The sequence below is a fragment of the Gilliamella sp. X-57 genome (assembly GCF_057063565.1).
Window position 1 is genome coordinate 32,409 of sequence record NZ_JBXSQI010000019.1, and the last position, 22,613, is coordinate 55,021.

19 protein-coding genes and 1 pseudogene are annotated in these 22,613 nt (G+C 35.3%); 7 read left to right on the plus strand and 13 right to left on the minus strand.

Annotated elements, in window-relative coordinates:
* Positions 1–19 precede the first annotated feature (19 nt).
* From tsf to miaB, 8 genes are all read right to left on the minus strand, one after another.
* Entirely contained in the window at positions 20–877 is an 858-nt protein-coding gene (gene tsf, locus ACYIAL_RS09620) for a translation elongation factor Ts (RefSeq protein ID WP_483751549.1), read from the minus strand.
* Between the two features lie 88 nt (positions 878–965).
* Positions 966–1,703 (minus strand): 30S ribosomal protein S2, encoded by a 738-nt coding sequence (rpsB, locus tag ACYIAL_RS09625; protein ID WP_065638006.1) that lies wholly within the window; start codon positions 1,701–1,703, stop codon positions 966–968.
* A gap of 459 nt (positions 1,704–2,162) precedes the next feature.
* Positions 2,163–3,344, minus strand: coding sequence for a serine hydrolase (locus ACYIAL_RS09630; protein ID WP_483751550.1), 1,182 nt, complete (start codon positions 3,342–3,344; stop codon positions 2,163–2,165).
* Positions 3,345–3,358: 14 nt separating this feature from the next.
* Entirely contained in the window at positions 3,359–4,468 is a 1,110-nt protein-coding gene (gene mrdB, locus ACYIAL_RS09635) for a peptidoglycan glycosyltransferase MrdB (RefSeq protein ID WP_174796413.1), read from the minus strand.
* A complete protein-coding gene (gene mrdA / locus ACYIAL_RS09640; RefSeq protein WP_483748189.1) occupies positions 4,468–6,405 on the minus strand; it encodes a penicillin-binding protein 2 in 1,938 nt (645 codons plus the stop codon). The genes mrdB and mrdA overlap by 1 nt, the downstream gene beginning before the upstream one ends.
* 18 nt (positions 6,406–6,423) lie before the next feature.
* Positions 6,424–7,446 carry a PhoH family protein gene (locus tag ACYIAL_RS09645; RefSeq protein ID WP_483751551.1) on the minus strand — a complete coding sequence of 341 codons (1,023 nt, stop codon included), beginning with the start codon at positions 7,444–7,446 and terminating at the stop codon, positions 6,424–6,426.
* 25 nt (positions 7,447–7,471) lie between these two features.
* On the minus strand, positions 7,472–7,951 hold the full coding sequence (locus tag ACYIAL_RS09650) for a zinc ribbon domain-containing protein (RefSeq protein WP_483751552.1): 480 nt from the start codon (positions 7,949–7,951) through the stop codon (positions 7,472–7,474).
* 76 nt (positions 7,952–8,027) lie between these two features.
* Positions 8,028–9,455 (minus strand): tRNA (N6-isopentenyl adenosine(37)-C2)-methylthiotransferase MiaB, encoded by a 1,428-nt coding sequence (miaB, locus tag ACYIAL_RS09655; protein WP_174796410.1) that lies wholly within the window; start codon positions 9,453–9,455, stop codon positions 8,028–8,030.
* Between the two features lie 466 nt (positions 9,456–9,921).
* Between miaB and ACYIAL_RS09660 the strand changes: the two genes are divergently transcribed.
* Entirely contained in the window at positions 9,922–11,157 is a 1,236-nt protein-coding gene (locus ACYIAL_RS09660; protein WP_483751553.1) for an N-acetylmuramoyl-L-alanine amidase, read from the plus strand.
* A 43-nt stretch (positions 11,158–11,200) separates the two neighbouring features.
* On the opposite strand, the gene rsmG is transcribed toward ACYIAL_RS09660, so the two are convergent.
* Entirely contained in the window at positions 11,201–11,800 is a 600-nt protein-coding gene (gene rsmG, locus ACYIAL_RS09665; protein ID WP_483751554.1) for a 16S rRNA (guanine(527)-N(7))-methyltransferase RsmG, read from the minus strand.
* A complete protein-coding gene (mnmG, locus tag ACYIAL_RS09670) occupies positions 11,778–13,670 on the minus strand; it encodes a tRNA uridine-5-carboxymethylaminomethyl(34) synthesis enzyme MnmG (protein WP_483751555.1) in 1,893 nt (630 codons plus the stop codon). Before mnmG ends, rsmG begins: the two co-directional genes overlap by 23 nt.
* A gap of 985 nt (positions 13,671–14,655) precedes the next feature.
* On the opposite strand from mnmG, the gene hda reads away from it, so the two are divergent.
* Both hda and ACYIAL_RS09680 read left to right on the plus strand, forming a co-directional pair.
* A complete protein-coding gene (gene hda, locus ACYIAL_RS09675; protein WP_085247622.1) occupies positions 14,656–15,339 on the plus strand; it encodes a DnaA inactivator Hda in 684 nt (227 codons plus the stop codon).
* A 1-nt stretch (position 15,340) separates the two neighbouring features.
* The gene (locus ACYIAL_RS09680) at positions 15,341–16,120 is read left to right on the plus strand and encodes a Cof-type HAD-IIB family hydrolase (RefSeq protein ID WP_483751556.1); all 780 of its coding nucleotides are present in this window, start codon (positions 15,341–15,343) and stop codon (positions 16,118–16,120) included.
* A 24-nt stretch (positions 16,121–16,144) separates the two neighbouring features.
* Here ACYIAL_RS09680 and ACYIAL_RS09685 read toward each other — a convergent pair whose 3' ends face one another.
* The 3 genes from ACYIAL_RS09685 to tusB all read right to left on the minus strand — a co-directional run bounded on the left by ACYIAL_RS09685 (position 16,145) and on the right by tusB (position 18,219).
* Entirely contained in the window at positions 16,145–17,251 is a 1,107-nt protein-coding gene (locus tag ACYIAL_RS09685; protein WP_483751557.1) for an anhydro-N-acetylmuramic acid kinase, read from the minus strand.
* 4 nt (positions 17,252–17,255) lie between these two features.
* Positions 17,256–17,819, minus strand: coding sequence for an L-threonylcarbamoyladenylate synthase type 1 TsaC (tsaC, locus tag ACYIAL_RS09690; protein WP_483751558.1), 564 nt, complete (start codon positions 17,817–17,819; stop codon positions 17,256–17,258).
* Positions 17,820–17,937: 118 nt separating this feature from the next.
* Entirely contained in the window at positions 17,938–18,219 is a 282-nt protein-coding gene (tusB, locus tag ACYIAL_RS09695) for a sulfurtransferase complex subunit TusB (RefSeq protein ID WP_483751559.1), read from the minus strand.
* A gap of 128 nt (positions 18,220–18,347) precedes the next feature.
* Between tusB and tsaE the strand changes: the two genes are divergently transcribed.
* The 4 genes and pseudogenes from tsaE (at position 18,348) to miaA (ending at position 22,371) form a co-directional block, all read left to right on the plus strand.
* Positions 18,348–18,824 (plus strand): tRNA (adenosine(37)-N6)-threonylcarbamoyltransferase complex ATPase subunit type 1 TsaE, encoded by a 477-nt coding sequence (gene tsaE, locus ACYIAL_RS09700; protein WP_174796579.1) that lies wholly within the window; start codon positions 18,348–18,350, stop codon positions 18,822–18,824.
* A gap of 63 nt (positions 18,825–18,887) precedes the next feature.
* Positions 18,888–19,592 (plus strand): annotated as a pseudogene (locus ACYIAL_RS09705) (N-acetylmuramoyl-L-alanine amidase); the annotation flags it as partial.
* Between the two features lie 20 nt (positions 19,593–19,612).
* On the plus strand, positions 19,613–21,463 hold the full coding sequence (mutL, locus tag ACYIAL_RS09710; protein WP_483751560.1) for a DNA mismatch repair endonuclease MutL: 1,851 nt from the start codon (positions 19,613–19,615) through the stop codon (positions 21,461–21,463).
* Positions 21,460–22,371 (plus strand): tRNA (adenosine(37)-N6)-dimethylallyltransferase MiaA, encoded by a 912-nt coding sequence (gene miaA / locus ACYIAL_RS09715; RefSeq protein ID WP_483751561.1) that lies wholly within the window; start codon positions 21,460–21,462, stop codon positions 22,369–22,371. Before mutL ends, miaA begins: the two co-directional genes overlap by 4 nt.
* Positions 22,372–22,613: the final 242 nt, after the last annotated feature.

A 22,613-nucleotide genomic window follows, 5' to 3' on the forward strand; every position in this document is an offset into this window, starting at 1 on the left:
CGGCGGTTTTTTGAAACGATTAAGATTGTTTCGATATTGCAGCAACTTCTGCAGCAAAGTCAACTTCAACTTTTTCAATACCTTCACCCACTTCAAAACGGATGAATGAAGCAACTGCTGCGCTCTTTTCTTTTAATAATTCGCCAACCGTTTTTGAAGGATCCATAACAAATGGTTGTCCAGTTAGTGATACTTCACCAGTGAACTTACGCATACGGCCTGCAACCATTTTTTCAGCGATTTCACGTGGTTTACCTGATTTCATTGCGATATCGATTTGAATGTTACGTTCATGTTCAACAACATCAGCTGGAACATCGCTGGGATCAACATACTCTGGTTTGCTTGCAGCAATGTGCATTGCAATATGTTTAACTAATTCATCATCAGCACCATTAGCAGCGACTAATACACCAATACGCGCACCGTGTTGGTAACTACCCACAACATCACCAGCGATTTGTGCAACGCGACGAATGCCGATGTTTTCACCAATTTTAGCAACTAAAGCTGTGCGCTCTTCTTCAAATTTAGCTTGCAGTGCAGCAATATCACTAGTGCGTTCAGTTAATGCTGCTTCAGCAACTTTATCACTAAATGCTAAAAATCCAGCATCTTTCGCAACAAAGTCTGTTTCACAGTTTACTTCTAAGATAATACCGAATTTTTTGTCCGCAGAGATTTTAGAAATAATAACACCTTCAGCCGCAACACGACCTGCTTTTTTAGCGGCTTTTGCTTGACCTGATTTACGCATGTTGTCAATTGCAAGTTCGATATCACCATTAGCTTCAACTAATGCTTTTTTACATTCCATCATACCTGCGCCAGTTCTTTCGCGCAGTTCTTTTACCATAGAAGCGGTAACTTCAGCCATTTTTTAATCCTCTATTTAACCATTGTGATAACTTTCATTAGAATAGGTCGATAGCATTAAGTATCGACCCTGAAAATATTTGAGTTTATTACTCTGCTGCTGGAGCTTCTTCTACGAAGCTTTCTTCAGATACTGGAGATTGGTTTTGCTCGCGACCAGAACGTACTGCTTCAGCAACTGCATTAGCATATAATTGAATTGCACGGATTGCATCATCATTACCTGGTACGATGTAATCAATTCCATCAGGATCTGAGTTAGTATCAACAATAGCAATGACTGGAATACCTAAATTGTTAGCTTCTTTGATAGCGATATGTTCGTGGTCTGCACCAATCACAAAGATCACATCAGGTAAGCCACCCATATTCTTAATTCCGCCCAAGCTATTTTCTAATTTAGCCATTTCACGAGCACGCATAAGTGCTTCTTTTTTGGTTAATTTATCAAATGTGCCATCACTAGCTTGTGTTTCTAAATCTTTTAAACGTTTGATTGATTGACGTACTGTTTTCCAGTTAGTCAACATACCACCTAACCAACGGTGATTAACATAGTATTGTCCACAACTTTCAGCTGCTTGTTTAATTGCTTCGCTAGCTGCACGCTTTGTACCAACAAATAAAATTTTACCTTTACGAGCAGCAACCTTGTTTAATTCAGCTAATGCTTCATTGAACAATGGTACTGTTTTTTCAAGATTGATAATATGAACTTTGTTGCGTGCACCAAAAATAAATGGTTTCATTTTTGGGTTCCAATAACGAGTTTGGTGTCCAAAGTGTACACCCGCTTGTAACATATCGCGCATTGATACTGTAGTCATGATTTCCTCATTTTGACGTTGGGGTTATGCCTCCACATATCCGCTTTAACCGACCTAATTACACAAGGTAAAAGGCACCCCGGAAAAGTGTAATGATATGTGTGTGTTATAACGTTAATTAATCATTAAATTTAATGCTTTTATTCATCATTAATTTTACAAAAAAAATAATATGAAATGTAGCGTGCGTTTTATAGCATAAAAAGTATAAGATTACCAGCTTTATTTCTATTTATTAGCTGTTAGAGAAGCTAATTATCGTTATTTAGATATAGGTAAGTTTTATTAAGCTTACATTATTTATTTAATAAGCAAATATTAAAACAAACAATAAAAACTTAAATAAAATCAATATTTTTTATAACAGTTTTTGAGCGGTGATTTTTATATTAGATTATATTTTTTGAGGGGGGTAGGTTGTTCTGTAAGCGTCCGCTTACAGAACAATGATAATAAAAATTAGCTGAATAACTTATGGCACTGTAGGCAGATCCAATCCCATATACCACCGAAAAATCCTGTTTCTTCGATGTTTTGTAAAGCAACCAGAGGTTGTTCGCTAATCACTTTGCCATCTAATAGAAACTGCATTTTACCCACTGTAGTGCCTTTAGTGATTGGGGCATAAATATAATCATCAATTTTATATTCAACTTGCACATCTGCAGAGCGGCCTTTTGGTACAGTGATATAAGATCCATCAATCGCACCTAATTGAACTTTATTTTCATCACCATACCAAACCGTTTCGGTCGCTAATGGCGTACCTGCTTTTATAGGGTTTGCGGTTTCAAAAAAGCGGAATCCCCAGACTAATAACTTTTTACTTTCTTCTTCACGGCCTTTAAAGGTGCGACCACCCAGTACCGCTGAAATTAAACGAGTATTGCCATCAACCGCTGAAGCAACTAAATTGTAACCTGCGGCATTGGTGTGACCTGTTTTGATGCCATCTACATTTAATGTAGTATCCCAAAGTAATCCATTTCGATTAAGTTGGGGTTTTGATAGGGTATAGGTAAATTCTTTTTGTTTATAAATGGAATATTCTTCAGGTAAATCACGAATTAATGCTTGTCCTAAAAAGGCCATATCTTTGGCTGTTGTGTATTGCCCTGGTGCATCAAGTCCATGTACAGTTTCAAAATGGGTATGATTTAGTCCAATTTTTTTGGCGTAATCATTCATTAAATTAACAAAAGCACCTTGGCTACCAGCAACATGCTCAGCCATAGCAATACACGCATCGTTACCAGATTGGATAATGATGCCTTTGTTAAGATCAGAAACCGATACCGTTTTACCGACTTCTAAAAACATTAATGATGACCCTTTTAACACTGGGTTACCTGTCGCCCATGCGTCTTTGCTGACCACAACCATATCATCATTTTTAATGCGCCCTGTCTGTAGCGCTTGACCCACCACATAGCTGGTCATCATTTTTGTTAGACTTGCCGGATCGCGCTGCTGTTCAGCATTATATTGCGCTAAAATTTCACCTGATTTTGCATCGATTAAAATATAAGATTCAGCATCTAACTGTGGAATAGCTGGAATAGGAAATGCCATTTCGGCCGATGCTGATGAACAAACTGTAAGCACGAAAAAAGCAAAAGATAATTTAAATTTCTTTGTCATTTATTTAAATTCCGTTAAATATTTTTAGATAACATATATCGATGTGTGTGGATAGACATCATAATGCCAAAACTTGCCATTAATACGACTAAAGATGAGCCCCCATAGCTTATGAGTGGTAATGGTACACCAACTACAGGTAAGATTCCACTGACCATACCTATATTAATAAACACATAAACAAAAAACACTAAAATTAGCCCACCCGATAAGATTCGCCCAAATGTGGTTTGGGCTTGCGTAGCAATAATCAGCCCGCGCACAATTAAGCATAAAAATAGAATCAGTAAAACGATAGATCCAACAAAACCAAACTCTTCAGCAATAACTGAAAAGATAAAATCGGTATGCCTCTCTGGTAAAAATTCAAGTTGCGATTGTGTACCTTCAAGCCAACCTTTACCCCATATACCGCCCGATCCAATTGCTATTTTCGATTGAATAATATGATAGCCAGCCCCACTTGGATCAAGCTCAGGGTTGATCAGCATTAATACGCGTTTTTGCTGATAATCATGCATTAAAAAGAACCACATAATCGGTAAAAATATTGCTATTAAAATAAGTGCAACAAGAATATAGCGCCAGTTCATGCCCGCTAAAAAGATAATAAAAATGCCTGACATGACAATCAAAATTGCGGTACCTAAATCGGGCTGCATCGCAACAAGTAACGTCGGTACGCCAATAATAGCAAGTGTTTGTAAGGTGGTGTTTAATGGTGGCGGACATCCGTCACGATGAATGAATTTGGCAACCATTAATGGCACCGCTATTTTGGCTATTTCGGAAGGTTGAAACCGCAAAATACCTAAATCTAACCAACGCTGTGCGCCTTTACTGGTATAACCAAAAATATCCACTAATAATAGAATCAAAATACAAACGACATATAGATATGGTGCCCACTTTTCATAGGTTCTGGGTGAAAACTGAGCTAGTACAATCATTACAATAAATCCAAGCAATATTTGTATTACTCGCTTTTGTATCATATCAATACTTTGCCCAGTTGCACTCCAAAGAATATAAAGGCTATAAGCAAGCAATAATGTAATAAATAAAAAGAACAGGGGATCAATATGTATTTTTTGCCAAAAACTCTTTTTGATATTATTCATCATTAGTCCTCTATTCCTGTATTGGATGATAGTTCATCTAGCTCTGTTGAATTATTACCAATAAGGTAAAAATCTAAGATTTTACGCGCTACCGCACCACCGTTTGAGCTTCCGCCCCCACCATTTTCTAAAACAATGGCTAATGCAATTTTTGGCTTATCGTAAGGGGCATAGGCAATAAATAATGCGTGATCGCGTAAATGCTCAGGGATCTTATGCGCATTATAGATTTCATCTTGTTTCAAACCGTAAACTTGTGCGGTACCTGATTTACCTGCTGCCTGATATTTTGCATCAGCATAAATCTTACGTGCCGTTCCTCGTGATCCAAACATGACACGGTTCATACCTTCTTTAGCAAGTGACCAATAAGTTGGGTTGACATCAACTAAGCTATTTGTTTCGATATAATTTTCAGGATTAACTATTGGTTGATGTTCATTTGAATTTAAAATATCACTCTTTTTATATAATAAAAAATGTGGTGTGTAAGTTTTACCATTATTGATCAAGGTCGTTAATGCTTTTGCCATTTGGATTGGGGTTGCCGTCCAATAACCTTGACCGATACCAACTGGAATGGTATCGCCTTGTAACCAAGACTTTTTATGGCGCTTCATTTTCCATTCACGGCTCGGCATAACCGCACGAGTTTCTTCGTTTGGTGATATATCAATACCTGTTCGCTCACCATAACCAAATTTAGTCATCCATAAATTTAAGCGATCAATCCCCATATCATAGGCAACTTGATAAAAGTAGGTATCAACTGATTCTTCAATCGCTCTTAATACATCAACGCGACCATGCCCCCATTTAAGCCAGTCTCGATAACGTCGTTCAGTACCAGGTAATTGCCACCAACCGGGATCATTAACCACACTTTTTGGTGAAATAACACCTTCACTTAAAGCCGCAATAGAAATAAAAGGTTTCACTGTCGAAGCAGGCGGATAAGCGCCCAGTAAAGCCCGATTAAAAAGAGGCTTATTTGGATCTTTAAGCAATTCGCTATATTTACTACTTGATATCCCGCCTACAAATGGATTGGAATCATAGCTTGGGCTAGAAACCAAGGCTAAAATCTCACCATTATTCGGATCAATAGCAACTACGGCTGCTTTACGTCCAGCGAGTAATTGCTCAATATAAAGCTGCAATTTAAGGTTAATAGATAAATAGATATCCTCGCCTGCTTTCGGTGGATGCTGGTTAAGTTGTCGGACAATACGCCCTCGGCTGTTGACTTCAACCTTTTCATAACCCGGCGTTCCGTGTAATACGTCTTCGTAATACCTTTCTATTCCCATTTTACCAATATTAAACGTTGCCACGTAATCACTGGTTTTATTTTCATCATCTAAACGCTGTTTATCTTGGCTGTTAATTTTAGAAATATAGCCAAGAATATGAGTAAGAGATGCACCATAAGGGTAGTAGCGATGCTGTATATCGGCGATTGAAACATATGGAAACCGATGCTGATCAACAACAAAACGAGCAATTTGTTGTTCGGTCAAATTATCTTTTAATGGAACTGGCCTGTGCGCTTTATAATTACGACGTTCTTTTTGGAAATTTTCAATATCTTCATCAGTTAAATCGACGATACTTTTTAACTGTTCAAATTGTTCATTTAGATTTTTTATCTTATCGGGAATGATATTTAATTGATATGTAATATTATTAATGGCTAATGGGGTACCATTACGATCATAAATCATGCCGCGATTAGGTGGAATAGGAATAATTTCAATGCGATTATCATTGGATTTTGTGCTGTAATAACTGTAATTCAAAATCTGTAACCCCGAAAGGTTAACCAGCAAAATAATAATTAAAATAATAATAACAACAAATGAAAATAACGCTCTGCGAAAAAACAACGTTGCTTCTGCTGAATGATCTCGAATGTTCGTTCTCTTTTTTTTACTTGATATAGAGATAATAGAGCTCCTCTAAATACTTTTTTCTGTTTGTGGCTTATGTTGCTGTTCTTCCCATTTTTCATAAGCGTTAACAATTCTAGCAACCACTGGATGACGCACCACATCTTCACTATTGAAAAAATTAAAGCTAATTTCTTCAACTTGGCTGAGTACTTCAATAGCATGACGTAAACCCGATTTTTGATGACGAGGTAAATCAATTTGGGTGATATCGCCAGTGATGACCGCTTTTGAATTAAAGCCAATACGGGTTAAAAACATTTTCATCTGTTCAATAGTCGTATTTTGGCTTTCATCAAGAATAATAAACGCATCATTTAGCGTTCGCCCACGCATATAGGCGAGTGGTGCCACTTCAATCACACTTTTTTCAATTAATTTTTCGACTTTTTCAAAGCCGAGCATTTCAAATAAGGCATCATAAAGTGGACGTAAGTAAGGATCCACTTTTTGGCTTAAATCACCAGGTAAAAAGCCCAATTTTTCACCTGCTTCAACAGCAGGTCGAGTTAACACAATACGACGAATTTGTTGCTTTTCAAGCGCATCAACTGCGGCAGCTACTGCTAAATAGGTTTTACCTGTTCCAGCAGGTCCAATGCCAAATGAAATATCATAATCTAAAACATGCGCAATATATTGTGCTTGGTTCGCGGTTCGGGGTTTTATCAAACCTCGTTTAGTTTTAATCGTTACTAATTTTCCGCCTTGATGATCGATATAAGCAGGTAAGTGTTCACTGACCTTTTCAAGCGCACCAGTTTCTTTTATTGCTAAATGAATTTGTTCGGGTTCAATGTCAACCGTTTTATCTTTTATTTTGGTTTGTTTATAAAGAGACTGCAAAATATCGACAGTCGCTTGCACACAAATTCTATCACCAGTTATTGCAAATAAATTCCCACGGTGATTAATTTCAATACCTAATCGACGCTCAAGTTGTTTAATATTGTCATTATAAGGACCACAAAGACTATTGAGCCGCTGATTATCAGCTGGTTCAAGCATGGTTTCATGTGTCGTAATATTCAAAGATAAAACCTCTAATCAATTAATTTTAATTACTAAGACGCTGTTCACATAAAGAACATTTTTCAACGCCTTTAAAAAAATCCATTTTACATTGATGACAAGAAACAATGTTTCCGTTAACAACATTATCTACTGCATTTGTTGATTGTTTTTCATCAAATCCTTGTGCCTTTAATTTATTGACCAGCATTGAAATAGGTGTTCCGCTTTTTAACTCTTGTTCAACATATGATGCAACTTGTTCTTCAAATGTTGGCGGCACATATTCGAGCACTTTTTCATTATAATCACTATTGCACTCATTACACTTTATATAACGCCCTAATGTTTCGTAACTGAAAATAGGAATAAAAAACAGTGTAAAATACTTAGCTACTTTTACCTGCGTATATTTTTGTTGTTTTTCGTCGTTAGTAATATTTTGTTGTGAACAACAATTTGGGCAATTAAATTGTCCACTATGTTCGTTAACTTCTCTTCCACGAGTTCCAAAAATAATAAACATATTTTCCTTTCTATCCTTTATTTAATTATTTTCTAAGTTCTATTATAAAAACTAGCTAAATATTTTACGTTCACTTTTACGGTTGATAGATCCCAACGCCTAAATCATTTTCTTTTCGGGTTCGTGATATAACTGACATTGGTGATTCGCTTACACGTAGATCCATTTCATCTTCAGTCCTAATCACTTTTCCTCGTAATGAATTTGGATAAACATCAGTAATTTCAACGTCAACAAACTTGCCAATCATATCAGGACGACCTTCAAAGTTAACAATTCGATTATTTTCTGTTCTACCCGTTAATTCCATAAGGTCTTTTTTGGACGGACCTTCAACTAAAATACGCTGAACAGTATTTAACATACGACGGCTAAATTGCATGGCTTGCTGATTAATTCGTTCTTGAAGAATGTAAAGGCGTTGCTTCTTCTCCTCTTCTGATACATTATCTTCCATTTCAGCTGCGGGTGTACCTGGGCGTGATGAATAAACAAAGCTATAACTTAAATCAAAATTGACATCAGCAATCAGTTGCATGGTTTGTTCAAAATCTTCTTGTGTTTCGCCCGGGAAACCGACGATAAAATCCGAACTAATTTGAATATCAGGGCGCACTTTACGTAATTTTCGAATAATCGATTTATATTCAAGCGCGGTATGCGTACGTTTCATTAAGTTTAATACACGATCTGAACCACTTTGTACCGGCAAATGTAAAAAATTAACTAGCTCTGGTGTATCACGATAAACGTCGATAATATCATCAGTAAATTCAATTGGATGACTGGTAGTAAAGCGAATGCGATCGATACCATCAATGGCTGCTACTAAGCGTAATAACTCAGCAAAGGAACAAATATCACCATCAAACGTTGGTCCACGATAAGCATTAACATTTTGACCTAATAAATTGACTTCACGCACACCTTGTTCAGCCAGTTGCGCAATTTCATAGATGACATCATCACAAGGTCTGCTAACTTCTTCGCCACGAGTATAAGGAACCACGCAATAAGTACAATATTTATTGCATCCTTCCATTATAGAAACAAATGCGGTTGGTCCTTCGCTACGAGGCTCTGGCAGGCGATCAAATTTTTCAATTTCAGGAAAACTAACATCGACAATATGATTATCGTTACCACTGCGAATCTGTTCAATCATTTCAGGTAAGCGATGAAAAGTTTGCGGTCCAAAAATAATATCTACAAATGGTGCACGTTTACGAATTTGAGCACCTTCTTGCGAAGCAACACAACCACCAACACCAATGATGATATTTGGATTATGTTGTTTAAAGTTTTTCCAACGTCCCAATTGATGAAAGACCTTTTCTTGAGCCTTTTCTCGAATAGAGCAGGTATTTAGTAATAAAATATCAGCTTCTTCGGCATTGTCTGTTAATGTTAAACCATGGGTGGATTCAAGGAGATCTGCCATTTTTGTTGAGTCATACTCATTCATTTGGCAGCCCCAAGTTTTGATATGTAATTTTTTGCTCATCAATAACTCAGCTATATTTAATTGTTAAAATGAAAACGGGTTTAAATCCGCGATTTTAGCGAGCCATATTGTAATCCTTTGTAGTTATAGGGTCTATAATAAAATAAAAAATGGCAACGCAAAACGTTAGATAGGCCTTTTAGAATCCCTAAAAATACTGTCAAGAAGTTTCAGGTAGATATGTGTTTTAGTATAAAACACTTTTTCAGTGTCTTTTTCAGATGTTTTGTGATTTTTGCTATTATCACATATACCATCTGATGTTAAGATGGATAAAAACCAATAAAATCAATTTTGTAATATCATATAATTGTTTATTAAATGCTAATTGAGCTATAACATTAAATATGGATGCGTTATTGATTAAAAAGTGGGTGAAGATAAGAATCATTCTTTTTAATATCTTTATAATTTATGTTATTATTTGCGATTAACTCATATAGAAAATAAAGTGTTTAGATTAAATATGTCAAAAACATTTAGTCCTACAAAGCGCCTATTAGTTAAAGGTATTATTGCGACTTGTTTGTTATCTGTCACTCGTATAGGCTTTGCTGCAACAATGGCGCAAGTTATTGCTGTGCGCGTTTGGCCATCATCAACCTATACAAGAATCACTTTAGAATCAAATATTAGATTAAAATACAAACACTTTCTCTTGAGTAATCCAAACCGGATCGCAATTGATATTAACAATATTAATTTAAATCCAACCTTAAAAAAAATTTCTTCAAAAGTATTAAAGCACGATCCTTATATTAAATCGATACGCGTTGTTCAACGCGATCCTAAAACAGTGAGAATATTGATCGAATTAAAACAGGGCGTTAAACCTAATACTTTTACCTTAGCACCGATAGCGAAATTTAAGCATCGTTTAGTGATGGATCTTTATCCATCTAAACCTGCTTCCACCACAGATGATGATCCTTTACTTGCACTTTTAGAAGAGTATAAAAAAGGTGATCTCAATAAAAAACAATCTGAGATCAAAACACAAACGAATAAAAATAAAAATGCCCCGATTATCGTGGTACTCGATCCTGGACATGGTGGTGAAGATCCTGGCGCTATTGGCTACAATAAAACACGTGAAAAAGATATTGTTTTACAAATTGCACGTCGTACTTATAATTTACTTAAGAAAGAGCCAAATATAAAAGTCTACATGACACGTAATGAAGATGTGTTTATTCCTTTAAAAGTACGAGTAGCTAAGGCACGATCTTTACATGCTGATCTATTTATTTCTATTCATGCTGATGCGTTTGCTAATCGTTCTGTCGGTGGTTCCTCTGTTTTTGCATTATCAACACGTGGGGCAAGTAGTTCCGCCGCAAGTTATTTAGCTCAAACTCAAAACGAAGCAGATCAGATAGGTGGCGTAAGTCGCAGTGGCGATAAATATTTAGATGATACTATTTTAGATTTGGTTCAAAAAACAACGTTAAGTAATGGTGTGTTACTTGGTAATGCTATTTTAAATCGAATGAAAAAAGTTAATAAGTTACATAAACCATCACTTGAAAAAGCAGGCTTTGCAGTATTAAAATCGCCGGATATTCCATCTGTTTTAGTCGAAACAGCCTTTATTAGTAATGTTACTGAAGAAAAAAAATTAAAGACTGCTTCATTCCAAAATCAGGTATCTAAATCAATTGTTGATGGTATTAAAGATTATTTGAAAAAACGTAAACATTAATATTGTACAAAAGTTTCAGAAAAACCTGTGTTTTAGTATAAAATTATTGAATAATAATCAAACATCTTTCAGCATCTAATTCTGGTATAGTTAATTTGATATTTTGTTTAAGCGTAAAACCTTCAGGAATAGGATCAATATCACTCCCTTTTAAAGCGTAAAAAGATCCTTGTTGATCGGGAAGATGCTTACACCAATTAAGCATATCTTGCAAAGAGGCAAAAGCTCGGCTAATAACCCCATCAAATTTTTTATCGTTATACTCTTCGATTCGGCTTTGTATTGGGTTAATATTTGTTAGCTTTAATTCAAACTGTACTTGCTTTAAAAAGCGAATACGCTTACCTAAACTATCAACCAAATCAAATTGTTTATCGGGGTTAATAATCGCTAATGGAACGCCTGGTAAACCAGGGCCTGTTCCTACATCAATAAAGGTTTTGCCAGTTAAATAAGGCGATACAACTAAGCTATCCATAATATGCTTAACTAACATCTCGCTCGGATCGCGCACTGCTGTTAAGTTGTAAGTTTTGTTCCATTTGCTTAGCATCTCAACATAATGGATCAATTGATCTATTTGCGATTGAGAGATCGAAAGATCCGTTTGATCAATTAGATTAGTGAGTTTCTTTTTTAACATAATTTTTCTTTTTTAAATAAACTAATAACATTGAAATAGCGGCTGGTGTAATACCAGAAATACGCGAAGCTTGTCCTATAGAAACAGGTTTATGTTGCTTTAATTTCGCCACAACTTCATTCGATAATCCAGATATTTCGGCATAATCAATATGCTCAGGAATAAGCGTTTCTTCATTGCGCTTTTGACGTTCAATTTCTTCTATTTGCAGTTTAATGTAACCATCATATTTTACTTGAATTTCAACCTGCTCGGCAGCTTGTGGGTCAGATAACCCAGGTGCAAATAATGAAAGTGATTTCAATGTGTTATAACTCATTTCAGGCCGTTTAAGTAACTCTTCACCATTGGCTTCTTTAGTCAAATGAGCACTTAAAACAGCATTAACTTCATCGATACTTTCAATATGAGGATGTACCCAGATATCACGTAGACGCGATCTTTCTTGCTCTATAGCATCAAATTTTTCATTAAAACAACGCCAACGGTAATCGTCGACCATGCCTAGATTGCGACCTATTTCAGTTAAACGAATATCAGCATTATCTTCGCGTAACATTAAACGATATTCAGCACGCGAGGTAAACATGCGATAAGGTTCGTTAGTACCAAGTGTACAAAGATCGTCAACTAGCACACCTAAATAAGCCTGATCGCGACTTGGATACCATTGATCTTGATCATATGCAAAGCGCGCTGCATTTAAACCTGCAAGCATACCTTGTGCTGCCGCTTCTTCATAGCCTGTTGTACCATTGATCTGTCCAGCTAAAAAGAGACCTTTGATCACTTTACTTTCAAGTGTTGGTTTAAGATCCCTTGGATCAAAATAATCATATTCGATCGCATAGCCAGGTCTTACAATATTGGCTTTTTCTAATCCTTTCATACTGCGCACAAATGCAAGTTGCGTATCAAATGGTAAGCTTGTTGAGATCCCATTTGGATAGATCTCATTACTGTCTAATCCTTCTGGTTCTAAATAGATCTGATGAGAATTACGATCAGCAAAACGCATGATCTTATCTTCAATTGATGGACAATATCTTGGTCCTACGCCTTCTATAATGCCGGTATACATAGGGCTGCGATCTAAATTAGATCTAATAATATCGTGTGTTGTTTCATTAGTGCTGGTGATATAGCAAGGGATCTGTTTAGGATGTTCATTTGCATTACCCAAAAATGAAAATACTGGAACAGGATCATCGCCATATTGCGTGCCCAATTTTGAAAAATCAATAGTTCTAGCATCAATTCGCGGTGGGGTACCGGTTTTTAATCGCCCCATTCTAAATGAGTATTGATGTAGTGATTTTGATAAACCGATCGAAGCTGGATCGCCAGTGCGACCGCCACTATAATTATCAAGTCCTATGTGGATCTTACCGTCTAAAAAAGTACCGGTTGTTAATACAACAGCTTGGGCTTTAAAAGAAACACCCATTTGAGTTTTTACACCAATGATCTGATCGTTTTCAATGATCACATCTTCAACGGATTGTTGAAACAACATTAAATTTTCTTGGTTTTCAAGAGCTGTCCTTATCACTTTTCGATAGAGAGATCGATCTGCTTGTGCACGTGTAGCCCTAACAGCTGGACCTTTGCGACTATTTAAGATCCTAAATTGGATCCCTGATAGATCGATAGCATGAGCCATTAATCCACCCATTGCATCAATCTCTTTAACTAAGTGTCCTTTGCCAATACCACCAATGGCTGGATTACAGGACATTTGTCCTAATGTGTTGATATTATGGGTTAAAAGTAGTGTTTTTCGTCCCATTCTTGCTGATGCCATTGCGGCTTCTGTTCCTGCATGACCGCCACCAACGATGATGACATCAAAAAGATCTGGATAAAACATAAAAAAGCCTCGTATTTATTTTTTGTAAAGATGATCGCTAATTTAGATCGGGAGATTTGGTTTATTTAGCGTAGGGAATTTTACTCATCTTTTCGATTACGTCAAATGATCTATTTTGATCGCCATTTAAATTAAATAAGATCTTTTAGATGATCTTTTTATTATTTTTATTATTACTATGGATCATTTTTGTTGATAACTCATTTTTATAATTATTTTATAGGATCTTATCGATCATCTAATTCTGTTAATTGATCGGATCTTTTTAAGTTTAAACTTGTTAATAACTATTATCTTTATCCACAGTTGATTTATTGATTAAGGTTATTAATGCAGTGATAACAGCTTATGATCCTAATTGATCACAGAGTTATCCACAAAAAATAAATTTGTTTGCTTGATTTTTTACCTTTTATTGGTTTTATTTTGTACTCGGATGAAAGATCCGTTATTAAATAATTTAATCATCTTTCTATCTTTGTAATGTTGTTTTTTAATTTACTTTATATTTTTGCTTGGAATCATTTTTATCAATTACTTTATTTTATACCTAACTATATCTCCTTAATGAAGCTAACATTAATTGGGAGTATTATTTTTTTGTTATATAGAAATGTTTTTTTAATTTATGCCTGGCTTTAGGAAAAAAGCTGCATAGTTATTAGCTTCAACGGAATAAAAAATATTTTTCTGATGAAAATAATTTATTTTTTATAAAAAAACGACAGTATGGTAAGTTATTGCCTAAATATGAGTATAAAATAATGCTATAAAAGTCAGGAAAAGAATCAATAAGTCATGATCACATTAGTCGATGGATTCAGTTTTGTCTTATTATGTGATGAATTAAGCTATATTTGTACAACTAAAGTACACATTGAATAATTTAAAGGGTAGGATATTTCACTTTTATAGAAAAGTGATTGATTTTTATAAAAGCAAATTTATACTTAACATGATTATGTTTTTATTGTGAGGTTCGTTTATTACTCTTTCGCAGCTACCTTTACCTTTTTCATTACCCAATAATGAAACTTTTGATAGTTTTTATGTCGGTGATAATCGATTATTGTTTGATTCATTGCAAACCTTATTAGGTAAAGAGGGGTTTAATATCTTTTATATATGGTCGGCTAGCGCTGCGGGTCGGACTCACCTTTTACATGCATCAAGTCAAAATAAATTAGCCAGTTATATTCCGCTAAAGCAGTATTATCATCTTGTACCTGAAATTCTGCAGGGATTAGATCATTATGATTTAGTCTGTTTAGATGATATTGATGCAATAGCAGGCCATAGGGATTGGGAAGAAGCTATTTTTGATTTATTTAACCGTTTAACTGAAAAAAACGTGAGCAAATTATTGATAACGGCAAGTAGACCACCTAAACAAATTTCTTTTATATTACCTGATTTGGTTTCTAGGTTATCTTGGGGTCAGGTTTATCAATTAAAAGAGCTTAGCGATGATGACAAGCTTAAAGCCTTACAATTAAGAGCGCAATTAAGTGGGTTTGAATTATCAACAGAAGTTGGGTTATTTTTATTAAAACGTGTTAACCGTGATATGCGCACACTGTTTTCTTTATTAGAAAAGTTTGAGGTGGCAACGCTTGCGCAACAACGTAAATTAACCATTCCTTTTATCAAACATATTTTGGATTTGTGATATGAGTCAAAAACCTGAAGCTATTGTTTTTTTTGATCTAGATGGGACACTATTTAATAGCCAAATTGATGTATTACCCAGCTCTTTTGAAGCTATAAAAAAATTAAAACAAAAAAATATTACGCCAATGATTGCAACGGGTCGAACTCCTTGTGAAGTGGTTGATTTAATGAAAAAGACTCAAATTGAGTCGATAATTGGCATGAACGGGCAAGTTGTTTTATATGAAGGCGAAAAGGTCTTTACTAATGATATTGATAAGGGTGTTATTGATCGTTTGTATCAATACTCTAAACAGCAAACAGGTATTCCGTTGTCTTTTTATAATCACGAAATTATGCGAGTGTCGCAAGATAGTGAACCGACTAAAAAATTTTATCATTTCCTAAAAGAGCAAGTTCCGCCTGTCGATGATCAGATTTATTTAAAATCACCTATTCAGATGCTTTTATTACTTTGTGAATCTGGTGAGGCGCTTTATCGAGATATCTTCCCTGAGTTAACCTTTATTCGTAATACACCTTACTGTGTTGATGTTTTTAATCACGGTGGTTCTAAAGGTTATGGTATTACTCAATTGTTAAAAAATAAAGGATTTACTGATGTGCCAACCTATGCCTTTGGTGATGGCATGAATGATTTTGAAATGTTCCTAACCGTTGATCATCCAATTGCTATGGGTAATGCTGTTGATGAATTAAAAGCGCAAGCTGAGTTTGTTACAGATACTAATGATAATGATGGAATAATTAAAGGGTTACAACATTTTGGATTGATTTAATCAAAATTTATCTATATTTTTAGTTTATTGATAAATAACCCCTAAACAAACAGCTTGACTTGCGCCAGTTACTTCTGGAATGTTTGATGGAATATTATTGATTCGACAATAAGCAAGCCAAGCAAAGGCTATTGCCTCCATATCGTCTCCATTTATACCTTTTGTATCGGTTGTTAATACTGCCCATGAGGGTAATAAAGCCGATAATCTTTGCATAATTAGTGGATTTTTAGCACCTCCACCGCAAACTAAAAGCTCACAAGGTAATGCGCTGACTATAGGTAATTTATTAATTTCATTGGCAATGGATAAAGCGGTAAATTCAACCAGTGTTGCTTGAATATCTTGTGCTTTTAAATGTGTTCCTGCTAATTTTTTATAAAGCCACGATAAGTTAAATAGTTCTCGTCCTGTACTTTTGGGGGCGGGTATTTGAAAATAGTCTTCTTGATATAAAAGGTTTAATAATTTTTGGTTTATTTTACCTGTTTTTGCCCATAATCCGCCCTTATCATAGTTTTTATCTAAGTGCTCTTTTATCCAACCATCTAGTAATACATTACCTGGACCAGTATCATAACCTAGGATGGGTTGATTGGGTATTAATACCGAAATGTTACTAATACCGCCGATATTTAGTATCACGCGATTTATTTGTGGATCTTGTAGTACTGCTTTATGAAAAGCTGGAACAAGTGGTGCGCCTTGTCCGCCATAAGCCATATCTTTACGACGAAAATCAGCAATAGTAGTTATACCTGTTTTTGCGGCAATGATATTAGCATCACCAATTTGTAAGGTAAAAGGATTATCACCGTTTGGTGAATGGTAAATTGTTTGTCCGTGACAGCCAATAGCTTTAATTTGTTGTTTATCAATATTATTATCTTTTAAAAACTGATTTATGCTATCAGCAAACAGTTTGCCTATTTGATGATCTATCTCACCTAAATTTTGTAATGTGGTTTGCTGGCTTTCACATAATTTTAGTAAATGCTGTTTTAAATCGGCAGGTATTGGATAGCAGTTGCTCGCTATTGATGTGACATTTTTTGCGGTAATATTTACCAAAGCAATATCAACTCCATCCATGCTAGTACCTGACATCACACCAATATATAAATTTTGCATAAAGTTACCCTTGCCGGATGATTTGCCCTGTTTTGATGTCTTTAATTTGTGATGGTTGTGATCGATGGCCTGTTTCACCGCCTAAAATAGGAAAATTTTGACCAAACTGTTTGGCAACTTCGATGGCGGTTTTGCAAGGGTTATAAGTAGAAAGATTAGCACTAGTTGACACAATCGGTTTGCCATAAAGATCACAAAGCTTACAAACTAAAGGATGATTGGTGACGCGCACCGCAATAGAATCAAATTTACCTGTCAAAAAATAAGGCGTATTTTTATTTTTAGGAAAAACCCAAGTAACAGGCCCTGGCCAGTTAGTAAATGCTAACTGTTTTTGTTCATTGGTGATGGCTGATTCATCTATATAGGGAATTAGTTGTTGGTAACGGCTAGCAATTAAAATCAAGCCTTTATCTATTGATCGTTGTTTTAGTTGTAGTAACTTTAATACGGCTGATTCACAATCCGGATCACAACCTAGACCAAAAACGGCTTCAGTTGGGTAAGCGATCACTTCACCATTTTTTAAATAATTACTTATTTCAGATAGCGTTAATAAATTAGCCATTAAATTTGAATATTAACTGAGTACAATTGATATTTATATTAAACCTAGGTTTTAGGTTTTGCAAATTAGTATGATTTAGCTTTTAAATGGTGGTAATAGTGAATGTCTTAGTCTATAGTCATTCCCAATTCATTTGTGGAAAATGGTTAGCTGTAAGTTCAACAACCTGTTGCATATTAATAATTTTAAGCCTTGAATCGATAATATTACTTAGTCCACGAGCTTCAATATCACTATTGATGATATAGCAATGCTCGGTTTTATGGATAATATCATTTAATAATGGGTTATTTTGTATCGCCAGAACGACGCCATTTTGCCAGAACAATACGGCATCTTGATCTGATATTAATTGTGGGTTTATGATTGAATGATTTGCTGTCGAGATTGTATGTAGCATTTTTTTCACTTTTTATACTAAAACGTAGGGTTTCCTGAAACATTTTTACAAAATTAAGGTTATCTTGTTTGGTACATCTTTAATGGTTATTAGTATATAATAAGAACTATTTATTGAACAAAGAATTCATCATGAATCCGATTATTTTAACCGATGAGCAACAAACAATTTTGTTTGGTAGTAGAATTGCCAAACTGTGTTTAAACTATTTGTCCAAGCATGATGATACTATTGTTATCCATTTAATTGGCGATCTTGGTGCAGGTAAAACGACTTTTAGTCGTGGTTTTTTACAACAATTAGGTCATAAAGGTAACGTAAAAAGTCCAACTTATACATTAGTAGAACCCTATCATTTTGAAAACTTTTCTGTTTATCATTTTGATTTGTATCGACTTTGCGATCCTGAAGAGCTGGAGTTTATGGGGATTCGTGAATATTTTGCTTTGCGATCGATTTGTTTAATTGAGTGGCCCGAGCAAGCAAAAGGTATTTTGCCTAGTGCTGATCTTGAAATTCATTTGGCTTATTTAGCGCTTGAGCGTACCGCTTTTGTGCAAGCAACAAGCGAAAAAGGTCAAACAATTATTAAGTTATCACAATAGAAGTAAACAATAAAAAGACGAATGAAAAAATTAATCACTATTTTTATATTATTGCTGCTTTGTAGCTCTGTTTATGCAGCCAATGTTGTGGTTGCCGTCGATGCGGGTCATGGCGGTAAAGATTCCGGTGCAATAGGAAAAAATAACTTATATGAAAAAACAGTGACGCTTTCAATCGCCAAAAAGCTCACTACTTTGCTAAATAAAGATCCCAATTTTAAGGGAGTATTAACCCGTAGTCGTGATAATTTTATCTCTGTTTCGCAGCGCTCGGAAATCGCCCGTAAAAATAGAGCTAATTTATTAGTTTCAGTACATGCTGATGCTGCGCCAAATAGGGAGGCTACAGGTGCTTCGATTTGGGTCTTGTCAACTAAGCGAGCTGATACAGAATTGGGCAGATGGCTTGAACAGGGCGAAAAACAATCAGAATTATTAGGTGGTGCTGGTGATGCATTAAGCGACGATCATAATCCTCACTTAAGCCAAGCAGTATTAGATCTACAGTTTTCTTATTCTCAACAAGTGGGTTATGAGTTAGCAACACAAGTATTAAAAGAAATGAAAAAGACAGTAAAACTACATAAATCTGCCCCAGAATATGCAAGTTTAGGCGTATTACGTTCGCCAGATATCCCGTCAATTTTAGTTGAAGTTGGCTTCATTTCTAATGAAGGTGAAGAACGCTTGCTAAGTAGTAATGTTCATCAAGATAAGATAGCGAAAGCTATCTATCAAGGTATAAAAAATTACGTTAAACAAAATCCAAAATTTGGGGAACAACATTAATGGCAATTCATATTCTTTCTCCCCAATTAGCCAATCAAATTGCTGCTGGTGAGGTTGTAGAACGCCCCGCGTCTGTCATCAAAGAGTTAGTTGAAAATAGCCTTGATGCGGGTAGTACTCAAATAGATATTGACCTTGAGCAAGGTGGCTGTAAATTAATTCGTATTCGTGATAATGGTTGTGGTATTGCTAAAGATGAATTAGCGTTGGCACTTGCTCGTCATGCGACAAGTAAAATCAGTACGTTAGATGATTTAGACGCCATTATTAGTCTTGGGTTTCGTGGTGAGGCGCTAGCGAGTATAAGTTCGGTTGCTAGATTGACATTAACTTCACGTACCGCTGAACAATCCGAAGCATGGCAAGTTTACGCTGAAGGACGGGATATGAAGCCGATGATTAAACCTGCAGCTCACCCTGTAGGATCGACTGTCGAAGTCCTTGATCTGTTTTATAATACACCTGCAAGACGTCGTTTTTTAAAAACAGAAAAAACTGAGTTTATGCATATTGAAGAGTTTGTTCGGCGTATTGCACTTGCACGCCCCGATGTTACCTTTAATTTACAACATAATGGTAAACTCGTTAAGCAGTATCGTTCATCAGCTCTTGAAAAACGAGTCGAATTAGTTTGCGGTCGATCTTTTATGCAAAAAGCTGTAAAACTGGATTGGCAGCATGATGATTTACTCATTCAAGGTTGGGTCACTAGTAGTGAAAGTAGTGATTTGCAGTATTTTTATGTTAATGGGCGAGTCATCAAAGATAAATTACTTAATCATGCATTGCGTCAGGCTTACATCAGTCGCACTAATGAACAACAAAGTTATGTGGTGTTTTTACAAATTGATCCAAAACAAGTTGATGTTAATGTTCACCCAGCCAAACACGAAGTCCGTTTTCATGAAGCAAGACTGGTTCATGATTTTGTTTATCAAGCGATAGTGATGGCTCTTGAATCGAATTCATCTGTATCAGAAGAAAAAGTCACCATAACACCTAATCGACAAGCAGCGGGTGAGAATATCTTTAATCAAAAAACGGCTGCTAATTCTTATCAAACCCGTAGTCAATTATCGAAAAAATCAAGTAATTATGCTAAAGAAAATGCATTGTATGGTGAGTTAGTCAATGTTGCACCTTCCCAAGAGACAGTGCAATTTGAGCAAAAACAGTCATTCTTATCGGCAGAAGAAAATGAAATAACTGAACCACAAAAAGCGGTTATTGACGCATTATTTCCTAAAAGAAGTACGCCACTACAAGCATTACAACAGCAACTAGATAGCTCATCATTAGTACAATTTGGTCGGGTATTAACGGTTATTCAGCCCGATATTGCATTACTTGAAAAGTATGAAGATAATCAGCAAAAATTAATGTTAATGAAATTATCTATTGCTAAGCAAAAAGTGACTGCTATTAAATTATTATCACAAGATTCTGAAAAATTGCTTATTCCATTAACAATTTTAATCAATCATCAAGAGCAGCAAGTGCTTTCCAGTTATCAACCTCAGTTGAACTTTTTAGGTTTTGATTTTTATATTGATAAAGCAAAATTGTATTTGCAAAATGTTCCTAAAATGTTGCGCACTATGAATTGGCAGCAATTATTACCTGCTTTAATTGCTTTTATATCAGATTCAAAAAAAGGAGTGTTAGATCCTACACAAATAGCGGCTTGGTTAGCTAATCAGTATGGTGATAATTGCACTATGATCTGGAGTGTGGCTAAAGTCATTCCGTTGCTTGCTCAATTAGAAGAGATAGATATTAATCTATTACAACAAGAATCATTTTTATATCCGATTGATATACAATCTTTAACTCAATCAATTTTATCATGAATAAACCAAAAATTATTTCGTTAATGGGACCAACAGCATCGGGTAAAACGGCATTTGCTATGGCGCTTTACGATCGTTATCCTATTGATATTATTAGTGTCGATTCTGCTTTGATTTATCGCGGTATGGATATCGGTACCGCAAAGCCAACTAAAAAAGAGCAACAAAATTATCCACATAAATTGATTGATATGTGTGATCCCGCAGAGAGTTATTCAGCGGCTAATTTTAGGCATGATGCAATTGTAGAAATTGAAAAATCACTAAAAAAAGGTCGAATTCCATTGTTAGTTGGTGGGACAATGCTCTATTTTAAAGCTTTAATTGAAGGGCTTTCACCACTTCCAGCGGCCAATAGTGAAATTCGTGAACAAATAGAAGAAAAAGCCAATAGATTAGGTTGGCAAGCGATTCACGATGAACTAAAAAAAGTCGATCCCGTTTCGGCTAAAAGAATTCATCCTAACGATCCACAGCGCCTTAATCGTGCTTTAGAAGTTTATTTAATCTCGGGTAAGAGTCTAACGGAACTGACACAAGAAAGCGGTGAAGCATTACCTTATGATATTATGCAGTTTGCTATTATGCCGCAAGATCGGGCACAGTTACATAAACGAATTGAACAACGTTTTTTACAGATGCTAGATCAAGGCTTTGAAGATGAAGTAAAACTGCTTATGCAGCGATCTGATTTGCATTTAAATTTGCCTTCTATTCGTTGTGTGGGGTATCGCCAAATGTGGGAATATTTAAATGGTGATATAAGTTATGATGAAATGGTATTTAAAGGTATTTGTGCTACTCGTCAATTAGCCAAACGGCAGATCACTTGGCTTCGTGGCTGGAAACAACCGATCACATGGCTAAATAATGATAATATGGACTCAATTTTCCAAAAAATATTATAAGTAGTAATTTTTATAGCGAGAATAATAGTATACAATTATGAATTGTATTGTTGGTAAAATTATGTACATTATTGTCAATAATTTAGTATTTTTTTATTTTTTTAGTTTAAATTTATTAAAAATTTAGTTATTTTTGCATAAATTTTAGTTGATCGGTTCAAGAGAAGCGCTTTTTATGTTATTTTGGTAGATACTAAAGATATATTTCAAATAGTATGTAAAAATACATTGATTACATTATA